Source organism: Acinetobacter sp. TW_SC_4, assembly GCF_054861205.1.
Map to the genome: position 1 here is coordinate 2,205,745 of NZ_CM142174.1, position 18,036 is coordinate 2,223,780.

Sequence of the window (18,036 nt, forward strand, 5' to 3'; positions counted from 1 at the left end):
AAATGATTTTTCTAGTTTTACTAATTTCCCATAAGTTCAAATTATAAAAAAGGGCCGCTGCTGCGACCCATTTTTTGAAGCTAAATCAGATTAGCCAATGAACTTACGCGCATTACGGAACATACGTAACCATGCACCGTCCTGATCCCAGTCTTCTGGTTTCCAAGAGTGCTGGATCGCACGGAAGTTACGCTCAGGGTGTGGCATCAGGATCGTCGCACGACCATCTTTCGAAGTGACACCAGAGATCCCTTCAGGCGAACCATTCGGGTTCAATGGATATTGCTCAGTCGCATTACCTTGGCTATCCACATAACGCATGATCACCTGGTTATTGGCATTCAATGCAGCAATGCTTTCAGCTGATGCAACCACACGACCTTCACCATGTGCTACAGCGATTGGAAGAATTGAACCTTCCATACCTTCTAGCAATACAGAATGAGATTTCTCTACACGAACATTGACGCTACGTGCTTCAAATACTTCCGACTTGTTGCGATGGAAACGAGGCCAAGTATCTGCACCTGGAATCAGTGGAGCCAATTGTGACAGCATCTGACAACCATTACAGATCCCTAGAGAGAAGGTCTCCTGACGGTTAAAGAATTTCTCGAACTGGTCACGAAGTTGCTGATTGAACAATACTGATTTCGCCCAGCCACCGCCTGCGCCCAATACGTCACCGTAAGAGAAGCCACCACATGTGACCAGACCTTCGAAGTCATCCAGACTGATACGACCAGCCAGAAGATCGCTCATGTGTACGTCAACAGTATTGAAGCCGACTTTGTCGAATGCTGCTGCCATTTCTACATGACCATTCACACCCTGTTCACGCAAAATTGCCATATTTGGACGACGTGAATTGATGTACGGTGCTTCGATTTGCTCATTCAGGTCAAATGTCGGTTGAGCAATCAAACCTTTGTGTGATTTGTCAGTAACCAACGAAAATTCTTGATCTGCAGTTTCTACGTTGTCACGCAGACGCTGGATTTGATGAGAAACTTCAGTCCAAGCGACTTGTAAATCAGCACGGTCAAGTACTAAACCATTTACAGATAACTGGTCAGAGCTGTTCACTGTACCTACTACAGAGATCGCATCTTTTAGAGTAGAAGTAGTGATTTCTGCTTGTAATGCTTCCCAATCTGCTTTCGCTATTTGCAGAACTGCACCGATTTCTTCAGCGAACAATGCTTCAACTGATTGGTCTTCTAGCGCTACGCCTAGGCGTGCAGCAAACATCATTTCCGCAACAGTTGCCAGTAAACCACCATCACCGATGTCATGGTAAGCCTTGATCAGACCACGGTTGTTCCAGTCTTGAACCAGTGCGAAGAATGCTTTGAAGTCATCAAAGCTATCGACATCAGGAGTCACTGAACCAATTGCTTTGTATACCTGAGCCAAGATCGAACCGCCTAAACGGAACTGACCCTTAGACAGATCAATACGAACCAGTACAGATTCAATATTTTTCAGCTCAGGGGTTAATGTTTTGCGAACATCAGTTACAGGTGCAAATGCAGTGATCACGCCTGACATTGGAGAAGTAACAGATTTGTCTTCGCCTTCGTCATTCCAGGTGGTACGCATTGACAATGAGTCTTTACCGACTGGAATTGCAATGCCCAGCGCTGGACACATTTCCATACCAATGGCTTTTACGCCTTCAAACAAGGCTTGGTCTTCGCCCGGTTGACCTGCAGCCGCCATCCAGTTTGCAGACAGTTTGATGTCGCTGATCTGATCAATCTTCGCAGACATGATGTTCGAGATCGATTCAGCAACTGATAAACGTGCAGAAGCCGCTGGGTTTAACAATGCAACTGGTGGACGTTCCCCCATTGCCATTGCTTCGCCCGTGTAACCGACAAGGCTGGTAGTCGTTACTGCAGCATCTGCTACAGGAACCTGCCATGGACCAACCATTTGATCACGTGCAACCATACCGGTAATCGAGCGGTCACCAATGGTGATCAGGAATGATTTAGATGCAACTGTTGGATTCTTGATCACGCGATAAATCGCATCTTTCAGATCAGTGACTTTAGACGCATCAAAGTCATCGCCTTTACGCGGAGCAGTTTCATATGAACGGCTCATACGTGGTGTACCACCAAGCATCACTTGCATTGGCATATCCACAGGCTTGTTGCCGAACAATGGATCCTCAACAGTCAGATGACGTGCTTCAGTTGCTTCACCCAGTACCGCAAACGGACAGCGTTCACGTGCACAGATAGATTCAAACAATGGTAAAGATTCTGGACGGATCGCAAGCACATAACGCTCTTGCGCTTCGTTTGACCAGATTTCCATTGGCGACATGCCTGGCTCAAGCGATGGGATCTTACGAAGATCCAGTACTGCACCTAACTCATGATCGTTTACCAGCTCAGGCATCGCATTCGAAATACCACCCGCACCGACGTCATGTACAGAAACAATTGGGTTTCCATCTTCCATGCGCCAGCAAGTATCGATCACTTCCTGACAACGGCGTTCCATTTCCGGGTTTTCACGTTGAACCGAAGCAAAGTCCAGGTTCTCACCCAGTTTACCGCTATCTACAGAAGATGCTGCACCACCGCCAAGGCCGATCAGCATGGCTGGACCACCTAGAACGATTAACAGATCACCCGGCTGGATAGCATCTTTCTCAACGTGGTCTGGACGGATGTTACCGTAACCACCCGCGATCATGATTGGCTTATGAAAGCCTTTCACTTCGCCATTGACGTTTTGTTCGAAAGTACGGAAATAACCAGTCAGCGCTGGACGACCAAATTCGTTGTTAAACGCTGCGCCACCCAATGGACCTTCAATCATGATCTGCAATGGAGATGCCATACGTGACGGTTTGCCGTAGTTTTCTTCCCAAGGCTGTTCGAAGCCAGGAATATTCAGGTTAGATACGGTGAAACCAGTTAAACCCGCTTTAGGTTTACCACCACGACCAGTCGCGCCTTCGTCACGAATCTCACCGCCTGAACCTGTTGCGGCACCAGCAAATGGTGCAATCGCTGTTGGGTGGTTATGAGTTTCCACTTTCATCAGGATGTGAGCGGCTTGACTCTTGTATTTATAAACGTGTTGACCGTTATCTTCTTGAGTTGGATAGAAACGTTGCGTATCAAAACCAACAATCACCGATGCGTTGTCTTTATAAGCCGACAATACGTCTGTTGGTGATTCTTTATAGGTATTTTTGATCATCTGGAACAATGACAATGGTTGAACTTCACCATCAATCGTCCATTCAGAACCGAAGATTTTATGACGGCAGTGCTCTGAGTTTGCCTGAGCAAACATCATCAGTTCGATGTCGTTCGGGTTACGACCCAGTTTAGTAAATGCCTCTGTCAGGTAATCAATTTCCTGTTCAGACAGCGCAAAACCGAATTCATTATTGGCTTTAACCAATGCCTCTTTACCTTGACCCAGAATATCAATCGAGTTCAAAGGTTTCGGAGCAGTTTCAGTAAATAATACTGCAGCATCTTCAATCGCATTGAAAACGCTTTCAGTCATGCGGTCATGCAAGATCTGTAATGCTTCTTTAGAAAGCTCTTTTTCGCCCTTCAAAGTAAACAAAACACCGCGTTCTAAACGATGAACCGGTGTATTACAGTTGGCAAAAATATCAGTTGCCTTTGATGACCACGGTGAAATCGTGCCGACACGCGGTGTCACCAGAATCTGGATTTCATCACTTGCAGCCTGGCGCAGTTCAAATGATTGACCATCGTTGAGAAGCTGTAAAGCGGATTGCTGTTGTTGCTCGTTGAGCGCTTGGTCAAAAAGATAAACAAATTGACTTTCTAGTGATTGAACAGAACTAATTGACGATAAACGTGTGAGTAGTTGAGCTTTCTTAAAAGAAGAATGTGCAGGTGCACCGGCAACGATAAACATGCTGATTTTGGCTCCACGGGATGATCGAGCGACCATGCCACAATGTGACTTGAGAGAGCGCATATTCTACTGTGAAATAAGGAAATCGGCTAGATGTCAAATCAGAAAACTACGTCTGAAATATCTTGGACTTTTAAAATATTTCGTTTATTTTCAGGTAGGAAAATTGAATGTAGTCGCACAGCTTAACACAAGTTTTTAAAGAAAAATTAAAACCCGTCAAGAATAATTCAACTTAAAAATTTTGTATTATTTTTCAACACTATTGATTATATCAAGCGGTTTAAAATTTAATCTCTATTTTTAATAAAAATGAGCCAAGGATTGACTTCTTTATTATTTCTTGATCAAAAATAGGTAGCTGCGCTGCTTTTTGCCATCTGTCTGAATAATGATCAACTATATTAGGGTCTGTTGACATTTACTGTTCATAATTAAACCTATAAAGGTAGCCATAAAAATATACAGGCTAAGGCAACAGAACTTTGATAATTTCTTTTGAGCTTGTCATATCGAGTAGCTATTCCTCTAAATTGCTTTAATCTACAAAACATATTTTCAACTAAATGCCTGATTTTATATAAATACCAGTCCATATGATCATTGTTCGATTGGCTATTTATTTTCTTTGGTATATTCGCTTTTGTCCCTGTTTTTCTGATCTGTTCACGCAGTGGTTCTGAATCATAGCCTTTATCTGCGCAGACCACTTTTGTCTCTTTTAAGTCTAATGTTGATATTAAATCAGGTGCAACTTTGACGTCATGTGTGGTTCCATCGGTAATCATGAAATCAACAGGATTGCCATTTGCATCAACAATCAAATGTATTTTTGAGGAGTTTCCTCCTACACTTTTAGAAATGGATTGATTCGCTATACCGGCAGAATGTTGATGAGCACGTACGTGAGAGCCATCAATAAAAATCCACTCCATATCGGGGCATGATGCTAATAATTTGAATAATCTAAGCAACTTACCACTGCTTGACCAACGATTAAAACGTTTGAAAATAGAGTTTGATTGACCGAAATAGGAAGGAATATCTCGCCACGGACAGCCTGTTCTAATTCTATAGAGAATAGCTTCAATAAAATTACGTAAGTTTGAGTTGTGATGAATAGATAAATTACGCAAAATAGTTTTCAACTTTTGCCAGTGTTGATCTGTCAGCATGGTACGAGGCATAGCGAATAGTAAAATTGGGTTTGGCGATTTGATTTTACTACTTCGCTATTTTTTAAGCTAAAAGTGTCAACACACCCTAACTATTCAGCTTACAGATTAAGATTTACTTTCTATCAAAATTATTGCTTTATAAAAAAACAGGCCGTTTGACCTGTTTTTTATTTTTAGTTTATTCTCACGAATATCCGTTTATTTTTGAAATTCGATACCCTAATAAGATTAGCTCAAGCAGTTTTATTTAATAAAATTCCCCCGCCTTCAATTTCTATCACACCATTTTCTCGTACATAAATTTTCCAGTCGGCCAGCAGCTCCTGTAATTTTTCTGGATAACGCTCTGCCAGATCATCTGTTTCACCGACATCTTCTGCCAGGTTATAGAGTTGCCATTTGTTTGGGCCATTCGGTGCAGGAATAAACAAGGCTTTCCAATCCCTTTGCGTAAGGCTTTCTGCCCAAAGAGTTCCCAACCCGTGACATGGTCTTCAGCATGAATATAGGCCTGCTGTTGCTGCAAATACGGCAGAATGCTTTTACCACGTAGTGTCACCAGTTTCCGACCTTTATACTGCTGTCCCGGATGCTGAATATTTAATGTTTCCAGTAAAGTAGGCAGTAGATCCATCACCGTTAAAAACTCATGACTGATGCCATTTTGACGTGCAAAGCCCTGATGCTTGATAAATGCCGGTGTACGAATTCCACCTTCACTGGTATGCGCTTTATAAAGTCGAGATGGCGCTGTGGCCGCCTGTGCCCAATGCTCACCATACCAGACATAGGAATTACCCTTGCCAATATTTTCCAGACGATTGTCATAATATTTGGCAATCACTGTCTCAATATCAGGACCAAAGACTGGTAATGCTTCCAGCTGCGCACCTTCTGCCCCATTGTCCGAAAGAAAAATAATAATGGTATTGTCGTATTGACCAGTCTGTTTTAAATGTTTAATCACACGACCAATATTCTGGTCCATGCGATCAACCATTGCTGCGTAGACTTCCATGGTACGTGCCGAGAACTGCTTTTCTTCATCCGTTAAGCTGTCCCAAAATTTAGTTTTTGCCAATACTGGATGAATCGTAACATCCTTACCTACTAAACCGAGCTCTTTGATTTTAGCTAAACGCTTCTGACGTAATACTTCAGGACCTTCATTATACGTACCTTTATATTTGGCAATATCTTCTGGGTAGGCTTGCAAAGGCCAGTGTGGTGCTGAAAATGGTAAATAGGCAAAGAATGGGTGTTCTGCACGACTCTCATCATCTTGCAGATAACTCAGCAAGCGATCTGTAAAATAGTCTGAACTATAAAAATCTTCCGGCAATGCAGTAATGTATTCATCATTTTCTGCATAGAGCCCACGAATCACTTTCAACAATTCCGGGGTTTCTTCTTCTGGAATATCCGGTTCAAACGCATAGTGATTGGCTGCACCCGGGAGCAAGGTAAATGACTTTTCAAAACCACGGCGTGTCGGAAAACGGTGGAGTTAAGCCCAGATGCCATTTTCCAGACATGATGGTGTAATAGCCTGCATCATGTAACAGTTCCGGTAGAGCCGCAACCTGATCATTTAAATACCCCTCATAACCCGGTTGACCTTTCTGTTCAGGTCGTATGGCTTCGGCCATGGAACCCAATCCTGCCAGATGATGGTCTGTGCCGGAAAGCAGCATGGAACGGATGGCTGAACAGGTCGATGCAGCATGGAAATTAGTTAAACGTAATCCTTCCAGGGCAATCGCATCTAAATGTGGTGTCTGGATCTCTCCACCAAATGCACCCAGATCAGAAAAGCCCAGATCATCAGCGACGATGAGTAAAATATTTGGTTGAGTAGTTTGTGCTGTGGTCATATTTGGTCTGCAAATTGATTTTATTATGGTGGTAATTTGCCTGAAATTGCTGGCTCAATCCTGTCACCAAATTGACAATCTTTCGCTGTATTTCAGCTAAGCTAATTCAAAATGACATTTCATGTCGCACTGCCCTAGTGCTTTACGCTCTTTTTTGGCATGATGCAGAAAGTAGAGAACTGAATAATGATAAATGACTCAAATGCGTTGGTTGGAACTGCTTTCGACAGTTCGGATTGGTAGTAAAAAGCAGAGCACTGAACTGGCACGTAGCCCGTTCCACAAAGATTATGACCGTATTATTTTTTCCCAGAGCTTCCGGCAGCTCAACCGTAAAACCCAGGTGCATCCCTTAACCCAGCACGATGGTATTCATACTCGCCTGACGCATTCACTGGAAGTCTCCTGTATTGGCCGCTCGCTAGGGATGCTGGCCGCAGAGAAAATTAAAGATCAGCTTCCCCCTTGGGTGTCACCCGCTGATGTAGGTGCCATCATTCAAGCTGCCTGTTTGGCGCATGATATTGGTAACCCGCCTTTTGGCCATGCCGGTGAATATGCGATCCGGGAATGGTTTGATGATGTATCACATACTGACTTCTTAAAAGATTTAAGTCCTGAACAGGAAGCAGATGTACGTCAGTTTGAAGGTAACGCCCAAGGCCTGCGCCTGCTTACCAAAATTGACTATCATCCAAATGATGGTGGCATGCGCCTGACCTATGCCACTTTAGGTGCTTATTTAAAATATCCGTGGCTGTCAAAAACCATGGCATCGCAGGTAGATTTGCCTGCCAGTAGCCGTGCCAAGTTTGGCTGCTATCAGGCAGAAAAAGAGATTTTAAAGCAGATCGCGGAAGAGCTTGGACTGATCCAGCTCGGCGAGTATCGATATTGTCGTCATCCACTGACCTATCTACTCGAAGCAGCCGATGATATCTGCTATGCCCTGATTGACCTAGAAGATGGCATCAGCTTGAACATGCTCAGCTATGCTGAAGTGGAACCGGTATTTTTAAATCTGCTCGGAGATTATGGCACGCCTTCTGAAATCGGCATGCCTGACACGACCTGGCAACAGAAAATTGCTGCACTGCGTGGCCGTGTGATGAAACGTCTGGTGAATGAAGTCACTACTGCTTTTGCACGCCACCATGATCAGATTTTGTCTGGTCAGTTACAAGGCACTTTACTACAGTATTGTTCGTCAGATATTGAAAGTGGTATTAATCGCGCTAAAGAACTGGCACGTGACAAGATTTTTGAACATCCACAGAAAGCAGGCTTAGAAATCATTGCCCATCAAAGTCTACAAAATATTCTGGATGCTTTTATTCCTCTGACCACACCGCATAAAAACCTGAGCTTTAAGGAGCAACGTTTAATGTCGATTCTGCAACGTTCAGGGGCGAATTTTAAAGACAGCCATTATGACAATATCATGCAGGTGCTGGATATTATCTCGAAATTTTCGGATCACCAGGCTTATAACCTGTCACAGGAGTTGCAAGGCAATAAAGCCGGATTGTTATAAAACATCTTGCTGAATTAGATGCTTATTGCAGCAAAATCACCTGTTTTGCAGAAGGAGATTTTGCCTTTCCTGAAAATGCTGACTACTATGCTGCAAAACTGAATTGAGTAATGATAAAAGATGATTGGATGCCTGATTGGTGAAGTGCTGGCGCTGGAAGCACCGACTGTATTATTAAATGTGAATGGTGTAGGTTATGAAATTGATACGCCGCTCACCACTTTTTGCCAGTTGCAAAAAGGCCAGAAAATTACCCTGTGGACACATCTGGCCGTACGTGAAGATGCACAATTACTGTATGGGTTTTTAAATGCTCAGGAAAAAACCATTTTCCGCACTTTATTAAAAGTGAACGGCGTTGGCCCGAAAATGGCACTTGGCATTCTTTCAACTTTAAGTGTTGAGGTGCTGATCCATACTGTTGAAATTGAAGATGTAAATACTTTGGTTAAAGTCCCAGGTGTCGGCAAGAAAACGGCTGAACGTTTGATGATTGAACTGCGCGACCGCTTTAAAGCCATGTCTGCTGGCACTGCTCCAAGCAATTCGACAGCTCCACAAATTCAGTTTATGGGCAATTCAGCTGTAGCTGAAGCGGAAGCTGCATTACAGTCATTGGGCTATAAACCTGCTGAAGCACAAAAACTGGTGAACGCTGCCAAAGGTGAATTTACTGAAGCCAGCGATATTATCCGCGCGGCATTAAAGTCGATGAATAGATAATAGGAAAATGACTTTACTTTAAATAAGAATGTTTATTCTCCTATTTATATAAATTACTCGCGACATGGATGTCGCCAGTTGAGTTGGGGTACAGGACGTACCCTCAACTCAACAAAAAGATTTTTGTTACTTTTGATCTTTCAAAAGTAAAACAACGCCTACACAATGGCAGCTAAACACAAATCATTATTTGAGGCTGTTTCCGCAGCATCAAACAGCTTCGATAAAGAGATTAAGTTAATAGATATGCAAGACCGTCTAATCAGTGGTTCTGAAAAACCCGAAGATCATTTTGATCGTGCCATCCGCCCGACTTCCCTCGATGACTATATCGGTCAACCTGTGGTACGTGAGCAAATGGAAATCTTTATTGGTGCAGCCCGTGGCCGTGCTGAAGCTCTCGATCATACTTTGATCTTTGGACCTCCAGGTCTGGGTAAAACGACGTTAGCGAATATTATTGCCCGTGAAATGGGTGGCAATCTCAAATCGACTTCTGGCCCAGTACTAGAACGTGCGGGCGATCTGGCAGCAATGCTGACCAACCTTGAGGAAGGTGATGTTCTGTTTATTGACGAGATTCACCGCCTGTCACCCGTGATTGAAGAAATCCTTTATCCAGCCATGGAAGACTACCAGCTGGATATCATGATTGGTGAAGGCCCTGCTGCCCGTTCGATTAAATTGGACTTACCACCATTTACTTTGGTCGCTGCAACCACACGTGCTGGTCTACTCACCTCTCCACTACGCGACCGTTTCGGGATTGTGCAGCGTCTGGAATTCTATTCAGTTGATGATCTGACCCATATCGTGAAACGTTCTGCGAGTTTGATGGATGTGCCAATGACCGAAGATGGCGCAAAAGAAATTGCACGTCGTTCACGTGGTACACCGCGTATTGCCAATCGTTTATTACGTCGTGTACGTGACTATGCTCAAGTCAAAGGCACAGGTGAAGTCACTCAGGAAATGGCTCAACGTGCATTAGATATGTTGAACGTGGATAAAGATGGCCTGGATACGCTTGACCGTCGTTACCTGTCGATGTTATTGGAACGCTTTGATGGTGGCCCGGCGGGTGTAGAAGCTTTGGCAGCAGCAATGGCAGAAGATTCAGGTACTCTGGAAGATGTGATTGAGCCTTATCTGATTCAGCAAGGTTATGTGATGCGTACTGCGCGCGGTCGTATTGCGACCAATATGGCTTATTTACAATTTGGCATGACGCCCCCTGAGCCAAAGTAAAGATAAAATTCTTTTGGCTTAGCCATTTTTTATCGCAAAGAAAAAGAGCTAATTGACTACTGCAATCAATTAGCTCCAAAAGCACAAACTCAAATCTTTATTATTAAGTAGTTTATTTAGCTATATAATTATTGCCCTTCAAACGAATACTTAGGCTATTTCTTTTAAAAATTCTATCAATAATAATTATGAAATAACCAAAGCAACTTTTATGCCAAAATAGTATTTAACTTAGAGAAATAGTTGAAACTTACATAATGAGAGTTTTTTAAATCAGATATAAATTCCCTTCAACAATTCCCTATTAGTTTGAATTTTTTAAATAAAATAGACCATTAGATTTTTATAATTACATAATTTTACAATATCTACCTCTGTAAAATTCCCTTTATCAGCAAGTACTAAAAATGAATATACCAAAAAGGTATGAAACCCATACTCAGAGGGTTTTGGTCAAATGTAGTGCATTATGTAATGCTCAGGCATCACTTTAACTCTATTCAGATTTTTAAGGTTCTCCCTGATATGAACATGCATAAGACGCTTTCACTTTGTCTCCCTCTTCTATTCTGTAGTCAACTAGCTTTAGCAGATTGGGTAGATGATTCAGTTAAAGCAGCCGAAGCGCATACCATCAAACTGCGCCAGCATATTCACCAATATCCTGAACTAGGCAATATGGAATTTAAAACCTCGGAATTAATACAAAAAGAATTAAAGTCCTATGGCATTGAAGTACGTAAAGGTTATGCCAAAACAGGTGTGATCGGCGTTCTAAAAGGTTCAAAACCTGGCCCAGTCATGGCATTACGTGCAGATATGGATGCCTTGCCGATTCAGGAAACGGCAGCCGTACCTTTTGCCAGCAAGCAGAAAGGCATTTATCAAGGTAAGGAAACTTATGTGATGCATGCCTGCGGTCATGATGCGCATACTGCAATGCTACTAGGTGCCGCCAAAGTGCTCGCTGCCAATAAAGATAAGATTGCCGGAACCGTGGTATTTGTATTCCAGCCTGCTGAAGAAGGCGGTGCAGATATTGATAACTTTAGCCAGGGCGATCAGATCGGCTCACGTAAAATGCTTGCCGATGGTGCACTCAAGAATCCCCAGCCTGAAGTCATTTTTGGAATGCATGTGATGGCTGGTATGCCAAGCGGCAATATTTTCTATAAAGATGGTGCGATTCTCAATAGCGCGGATCATTTACGTATTCAGGTAGATGGCCATCAGGTACATGGTTCAATGCCTTGGGCAGGTCGTGATCCCATCTATGCTTCTGCACAGATGATTAATAATTTACAAAGTCTGGTAAGTCGTAAAGCTGATTTAACCAAAGGCATGGGCGTGGTCAGTATTGGAAGTATTCAGGGGGGTACCACAGGAAACGTAATTCCTAATCAGGTGAATATGGTCGGTACGATTCGTTCTAATAGTGAAGATGTCCGTCAAGGTATTTTAAAAGACTTGCCGAAAATGCTGGAACACAATGCCGCAGCCAATGATGTCAAAGTCAAAGTAGAAATTGCACCTTATGCACCTGTTACCACCAATGATAAAACCTTGACCGAGTTGATGCGCTCGACTCTGGCTAAAGTGAATGGTGAAGATAAACTGCATCTACTTGATAACAATGCCAGTGCCAGTGAAGACTTCGCGTATTATGGCAAGCTGATGCCATCGCTCTTTGTGTTCGTCGGTGCAACGCCAGCAGATCAGGATCCAGCCAAAGCAGCACCAAACCATAACCCGAATTTTATAGTCGATGATGCGACTTTAAAAACCGGCGTAGAAAGTCATGTCCGCTTTATTCTGGATTATCCGAAAGTGGCTAATCAGGTACAAGCAAGCTGGAAACAAAATAACAAAAGCTGATTCTTAGTTCCTCAAGCATGAATGACTGGTCTCATTCATGCTTTTACTTCGCCGTATTAATAAGCAATTGGCCGTTCCGTACTGGCTTAGCCCCTACTCCATCCAGATTTGACATCTTGTGCCATTGGTCTAAAAGCTCACAGTGCTAAACTTTGACGCGCTAAATTGCTTGACTTTTGGAATGAATAAGGCAAATTCTAAGCCTGCTCCAGCCTCTAAAAACAAGCGATAATTTCGTAAAATCTGCATGGAACAAAACTATGGCGAATCACTTTGAATTCAATATCCGCGTCTATATTGAAGATACTGATGCGGGTGGCATTGTCTACCACGCTAACCATATTCGCTATATGGAACGTACCCGTACTGAATGGTTACGTGCTTCCGGAGTAAGTCACTACTGGCATCAGTCCGACTACAACTTTGTTGTGCACAAAATTAACGTCAAATATATGCGCCCAATCCTCATGGATGACCTGATTACCGTGACTGCACGTGTCATTTCATGTAAAGCTTCATCATTTGTATTGCAACAAAATATTTATCGTGGTGAAATCATGCTTGCATCTGGTGAGGTCGAGTTGGCATGTATTAGTGCAGACATGAAACCACGTCGTCTTCCTGATGAAATCCGCGAACTGATTCATAAAGAATTGGAACAAGACTAAAAAAATTATTTGGCACACGTAACAGCTATGGCAACTCAGTTAGAATCATCTCTTCAAGTCTCAGATCTTATTTTACAAGCAAGCCCTGTCGTACAACTGGTGATGCTTTCTCTCCTGTTAGCCTCGTTGTACAGCTGGTATCTGATTGCCAAGTTAACCATGAGCTATAAAAAGGCTCAGGCTGACGACGATCGTTTCCAGAAAATTTTCTGGTCAGGTGCCGAACTCAAAACGCTTTATAACAATGCCCAGCTCAATTCCAAACGTACCGGTCTGGAAGATATCTTCTATCAGGGTCTGGGCGAGTTCCTTAAACTTAAAAAACGCCATGCACCAACTGCCCAGTCGATTGAAGGAACCGAACGTATTCTGCGTGTAGGTTTAAGTCGTGATCAGGGACATCTGGAACAAGGCTTGGGTGCGCTGGCCAGTATTGGTTCAGTTGCTCCTTATGTCGGTCTGTTTGGTACCGTCTGGGGCATCATGAATGCCTTTATTGGTCTGGCAGATGTGGATCAGGTCACTTTGGCCACTGTCGCACCTGGTATTGCAGAGGCCCTGATTGCAACGGCGATTGGTTTATTTGCTGCAATTCCTGCGGTTTTAGCCTTTAACCATTTCACATCTAAAGGTGAAGCACTGTACTCTGACCGTGCTCTGTTCGCTGAAGAAATGGTGGCACTACTGCAACGTCAATCTGTGGGCGCTACGCAGGACAATGACTAATGGCCATTCAACGTTCAGGACGCTTCGAGCGTATTAAAAAACCACTGAAAAGTGACATGAATGTAGTGCCTTACATCGATGTAATGCTGGTACTTCTGGTCATTTTCATGGTGACTGCCCCAATGATTACCAGTGGCATCAAGGTCGATTTGCCGCAGGCCAATGGCTTGCCAATCGAATCCAAAGATGCGCCTACTATTGTCACTTTAAAAGAAGATGGTACTTATTTTCTGGAATATAAAAATCAGACCACAGGTCCTGTCACCCTAGAGGCTTTGACGCAGACTTTGATAGAAGCGCAAAGCACTGCTGAAAGTGAAAACAAGATCCTAAATGTCGTGATCAATGGTCATACTACTCGCCCTTATGGCGATGTGATGGCCTTGATGTCAAGCCTGCAGGATGCCGGTTTATCCCAAGTGGGCTTACTAACCAAGCCATTAGAATAAAGTATGAAAAATTATCAGAAACCACCGTTTCAGAAGAAAGCAATTGCAATTGGGTTTACGCTAGGAATCCATGCAGTTGCTTTGGTGGGCCTGCTTTTTCTGGGCATGAGTAAGCCACCTGAACCGCCAAAACAGATTAAAACGGTCTTAATTAAACCTGAAGACCTCAAGCCAGTGACTCGTGAAGAAACCGAGTTTGAAGAAACTGCACATGAAAATATTGCAGAAGAAATTACCCAAACTACTGAACCGAGTGTAGAGCCCGCGCCTGTGGTTCCAACGGCAGCTGCACCGGCACCTCCGGCACCGCAGCCTGCACCAGCACCCCCACAGATCGATATTCAAAAAGCTCAGCAAGAAGCAAAAGCAGCAGAGCTTGCTCAAGCCAAGGCTGCCCAACAAGCAGCCGAAGCTGCAAAACGTGCTGAAGCCGCCGAACAGGCAAAACAGGCTGCTGCCAAAGCCAAAGCAGAGGCTGCACAAAAATCTAAGGCTGAAGCTGAAGCAGCGCGTAAGGCCGAAGTAGAAGCACAGCGTAAAGCCGATGCTGCGCAAAAAGCCAAACTTGAAGCGCAGAAAAAGGCTGATTTAGCCGCCAAGCAAAAAGCCGAGGCAAAAGCCAAGGCAGATACCGAAGCTAAACGTAAAGCTGAAGCGGCAGCGAAGGCTAAAGCAGATGCCGAAGCTAAACGTAAAGCTGATGCCGCTGCAAAAGCTAAAGCAAAGGCTGAAGCTAAACGTAAAGCTGATGCGGCTGCGAAGGCTAAAGCAGATGCCGAAGCTAAACGTAAAGCTGATGCGGCTGCGAAGGCCAAAGCGGATGCTGATGCCAAGCATAAAGCTGATGCCGCTGCAAAAGCTAAAGCAGAGGCGGATGCTAAACATAAAGCTGACGCTGCGGCAAAGGCTAAAGCAGATGCAGATGCGAAAGCCAAGGCAGAAGCTGATGCCAAAGCCTCTGCAGCCAAACAGGCTGCTGAAGAAGCTGCACAGAAAAAAGCGGAATCTAAACGAATTGCCTCTACTGCAAAACGTGATTTCGAAAATAAAATCAGACGTGCATGGGATACCCCTGTGGGCTCTTCAGGCCAGAAAGCGACTGCTCGGGTCACTTTAAGCGATAGTGGTTCTGTGGTTTCTGTGGTGGTGAGTGCCAGTGATCCAGATATGAAAGCCAGTGTAGAAGCGGCAGTACGTGCTGCTGCACCTTATCCCATGCCTTCAGATCCGGATGCACGCCGTGAAGCACGAAGTTTTACTTCAACCTTTACAGCTCATTAATAAGAAACAGCCATAATAAAGAAAAAGTGTTATGGCTGTTTTTTTGAGTTAAACCTCAATTGAAACAGATTAAATAATAATCACTCTCCATAGTAATATAACAGTTTGATGATAAATTCGTGGTCTATTTCGCATAAATCTATGCGATGATGTAGCCCAATCACTTATAAATAACTCCGTTGATTTGAGTAAATAACGAATGATGGAAAAGACACGCAAACACCTACTCTGCCTTGCAATCATGACCACTTTGGGTGCCGTCACTGCGACCCAGTCTCAGGCCCAACTGCATCTGGAAATTACCAAAGCTCCTGAAGCTGCCCCTAAAATTGCCATTGTGCCTTTTAGCCAGGATCAGAGTATTTATCCGGTGGTGGAAAATGACCTGAATCGTTCTGGAAAATTTGCCAGTGCCTCGAAGAATTTACCTGCTACAGCACAACTGAATTCGCCAAATGCTGAAGCATGGGCAGCTGCAGGCGTACCTTATGTGGTGACCGGTTCATCCAAGACCAATCCGGATGGTTCTTATAGCATTCAGTATCAATTGTATGATGTCGAAAAACGTCAATACTTACTGAATGAGTTGCTGACTGTTCCTGCTTCACGTACCCGTCACGCAGCCCATATGATCAGTGATGCCATCTATCAGGCATTAACTGGTATTCCGGGAGATTTCACTGGCCGTATTGCTTATGTCTTGCGTAACCCGGCAACGCCTGATCAGCGTTATACCTTGCAGATTGCCGATACGGATGGTGAACAGCCAAAGACCATTTTGACTTCGCGTGATCCAATCCTGTCACCTGCCTGGACACCGGACGCGAAAAAAATTGCATATGTATCTTTTGAAACCAAACGTCCGGCCATTTATGTACAGGATCTGGCGACTGGTCAACGTGAAAAGCTGGCCAGCTTCCGTGGATTAAACGGTGCACCAAGCTTCTCTCCAGATGGCAAGAGCATGCTATTTACGGCGTCTATGCATGGTAACCCGGAAATCTATCAGATGAATCTGGAAACACGCCAGTTAAAACGCATGACCAACGATAGCGCAATTGATACAGAAGCACGTTATGCGCCGGATGGAAAATCATTTATCTTTACTTCAGATCGTGGTGGTTCTCCGCAGATTTACCGCTATGATTTTAATAATGAAAGTACCAAACGTCTGACTTTCCGTGGCGCATTTAATGCCCGTGCAACCTTAAGTGCAGATGGTAAGAAACTTGCATTGGTTCATCGTCCAAGTGGCAGTAACTATAAAGTGGCTGTACAGGATATTAGCTCAGGTGTGACCAATATCCTGACGCCAACCAGCCTGGACGAATCACCTAGCTTCTCGCCAAATGGTCAGATGGTGGTCTATGCCACTCGCGAAGGTAACCGTGGATTGTTATCCATCATGTCTCTTGATGGTCGGTTCCGCATGAATTTACCAAGTGAAACAGGTGAAGTCCGCGAACCTGCTTGGGCACCAAAATAATAGTTCAATATTTATAAATGCTTTACCCCATAATCAACCTTCATGGAGATGAAGAATGAACAAAGTAAAATTATTTGCACTTCCTTTACTTGCAGCCGCAATCGTAATGACTGGTTGTGCCAGCCGTAAACCAGCAGCTGAAGTTCAAACTGGCAACCTAGATACGAGTGGCACCACCACTGTAAGCACTGAAGGTCTAAGTGAAGATGCAGCTTTAAGCGCTCAAAATATGGCTGGTGCATCTGCTAAAGGTGTAACTGCGGAAAATAAGGCTTATTTAGCTAAACGTGTAGTTCACTTTGACTATGACAGCAGTGAACTGAGCAATGACGATATCCGCACTCTGCAAGCACATGCCCAGTTCCTGATGGCAAATGCAAACTCTCGTGTAGCTCTGACAGGCCATACAGATGAACGTGGTACACGTGAATACAACATGGCGCTTGGTGAACGTCGTGCCAAAGCAGTAGAAAGTTTCCTGATCACCTCTGGTGTAAATGCAGGCCAACTTGAAGCAGTGAGCTATGGTAAAGAAATGCCAGTTAATCCTGGTCATGATGAAAGTGCATGGAAAGAAAACCGCCGTGTAGAAATCAACTACGAAGCTGTTCCACCACTACTAAAATAAGTGATCATTTAAATAATGCATCATTAATAAAAAAGCACTCAATTGAGTGCTTTTTTATTAGGAAGATATTTGAAAGATCAAAGAATAAAATTACTCTTTGCCTTCAACTTCTTCGGCAGTTTGCATGGATTCAATCATGTCGTGTTTATTGAATTTTTTATATTCAGGTTTTGCTTCGTAATCCTTCCACGCTTCTTTCATTTTGTCTTCAGAAATTTCATCGAGATTAATCGCTTCGCTCGGCGTTGGAGTCGCATCAAACTTTAATGTTGTCATCTCTGTGCTCCTATGATCATTTTTTCCTTTGATTCAACATAGCACTTTCCACAGGAGTTGCAAGGGCAAAATCACAACAAATAATTCAGTTTAATTGTCCTTTTCGAACGTTCTCATCTAAAATATAGCCGTATATCGTTTTGATCTTTTTCCCCGATTATAAGTC

Annotated in this window: 14 protein-coding genes and 1 pseudogene; 10 read left to right on the top strand and 5 right to left on the bottom strand. The window is 43.7% G+C overall.

Going from position 1 to position 18,036, the window contains the following annotated elements; translation table 11 throughout:
- Positions 1–90: 90 nt before the first annotated feature.
- From purL to ACWM1W_RS10760, 4 genes and pseudogenes are all read right to left on the bottom strand, one after another.
- Entirely contained in the window at positions 91–3,924 is a 3,834-nt protein-coding gene (purL, locus tag ACWM1W_RS10745; protein WP_448765338.1) for a phosphoribosylformylglycinamidine synthase, read from the bottom strand.
- 283 nt (positions 3,925–4,207) lie between these two features.
- Positions 4,208–4,345, bottom strand: coding sequence for a hypothetical protein (locus ACWM1W_RS10750; RefSeq protein WP_375726267.1), 138 nt, complete (start codon positions 4,343–4,345; stop codon positions 4,208–4,210).
- Between the two features lie 19 nt (positions 4,346–4,364).
- Entirely contained in the window at positions 4,365–5,111 is a 747-nt protein-coding gene (locus ACWM1W_RS10755) for an IS5 family transposase (RefSeq protein ID WP_261634917.1), read from the bottom strand.
- Positions 5,112–5,335: 224 nt separating this feature from the next.
- Positions 5,336–6,976 (bottom strand): annotated as a pseudogene (locus ACWM1W_RS10760) (arylsulfatase).
- A gap of 193 nt (positions 6,977–7,169) precedes the next feature.
- Between ACWM1W_RS10760 and ACWM1W_RS10765 the strand changes: the two are divergent.
- The 10 genes from ACWM1W_RS10765 to pal all read left to right on the top strand — a co-directional run bounded on the left by ACWM1W_RS10765 (position 7,170) and on the right by pal (position 17,594).
- Positions 7,170–8,510 (top strand): deoxyguanosinetriphosphate triphosphohydrolase, encoded by a 1,341-nt coding sequence (locus ACWM1W_RS10765; RefSeq protein WP_166138742.1) that lies wholly within the window; start codon positions 7,170–7,172, stop codon positions 8,508–8,510.
- 120 nt (positions 8,511–8,630) lie between these two features.
- Positions 8,631–9,233 (top strand): Holliday junction branch migration protein RuvA, encoded by a 603-nt coding sequence (gene ruvA, locus ACWM1W_RS10770; RefSeq protein WP_034170921.1) that lies wholly within the window; start codon positions 8,631–8,633, stop codon positions 9,231–9,233.
- Between the two features lie 246 nt (positions 9,234–9,479).
- Complete coding sequence (ruvB, locus tag ACWM1W_RS10775; RefSeq protein WP_034170977.1) at positions 9,480–10,481, top strand: Holliday junction branch migration DNA helicase RuvB; 1,002 nt, start codon at positions 9,480–9,482, stop codon at positions 10,479–10,481.
- Between the two features lie 525 nt (positions 10,482–11,006).
- Positions 11,007–12,356 carry an amidohydrolase gene (locus tag ACWM1W_RS10780; RefSeq protein ID WP_034170922.1) on the top strand — a complete coding sequence of 450 codons (1,350 nt, stop codon included), beginning with the start codon at positions 11,007–11,009 and terminating at the stop codon, positions 12,354–12,356.
- Between the two features lie 260 nt (positions 12,357–12,616).
- Positions 12,617–13,024, top strand: a complete 408-nt coding sequence (gene ybgC / locus ACWM1W_RS10785; RefSeq protein WP_034170923.1) for a tol-pal system-associated acyl-CoA thioesterase — start codon at positions 12,617–12,619, stop codon at positions 13,022–13,024.
- Positions 13,025–13,051: 27 nt separating this feature from the next.
- A complete protein-coding gene (gene tolQ, locus ACWM1W_RS10790) occupies positions 13,052–13,750 on the top strand; it encodes a protein TolQ (protein WP_034170924.1) in 699 nt (232 codons plus the stop codon).
- Entirely contained in the window at positions 13,750–14,199 is a 450-nt protein-coding gene (tolR, locus tag ACWM1W_RS10795) for a protein TolR (protein ID WP_034170925.1), read from the top strand. Before tolQ ends, tolR begins: the two co-directional genes overlap by 1 nt.
- A gap of 3 nt (positions 14,200–14,202) precedes the next feature.
- Positions 14,203–15,480 (top strand): cell envelope integrity protein TolA, encoded by a 1,278-nt coding sequence (gene tolA, locus ACWM1W_RS10800; protein WP_461603258.1) that lies wholly within the window; start codon positions 14,203–14,205, stop codon positions 15,478–15,480.
- Positions 15,481–15,682: 202 nt separating this feature from the next.
- Positions 15,683–16,966: a Tol-Pal system beta propeller repeat protein TolB gene (gene tolB, locus ACWM1W_RS10805; RefSeq protein WP_171069914.1), complete on the top strand. Its 1,284-nt coding sequence runs from the start codon at positions 15,683–15,685 to the stop codon at positions 16,964–16,966.
- 55 nt (positions 16,967–17,021) lie between these two features.
- Complete coding sequence (gene pal / locus ACWM1W_RS10810) at positions 17,022–17,594, top strand: peptidoglycan-associated lipoprotein Pal (protein WP_034702801.1); 573 nt, start codon at positions 17,022–17,024, stop codon at positions 17,592–17,594.
- Between the two features lie 90 nt (positions 17,595–17,684).
- Here pal and ACWM1W_RS10815 read toward each other — a convergent pair whose 3' ends face one another.
- A complete protein-coding gene (locus tag ACWM1W_RS10815; RefSeq protein ID WP_004784609.1) occupies positions 17,685–17,870 on the bottom strand; it encodes an NF038105 family protein in 186 nt (61 codons plus the stop codon).
- Positions 17,871–18,036 lie beyond the last annotated feature (166 nt).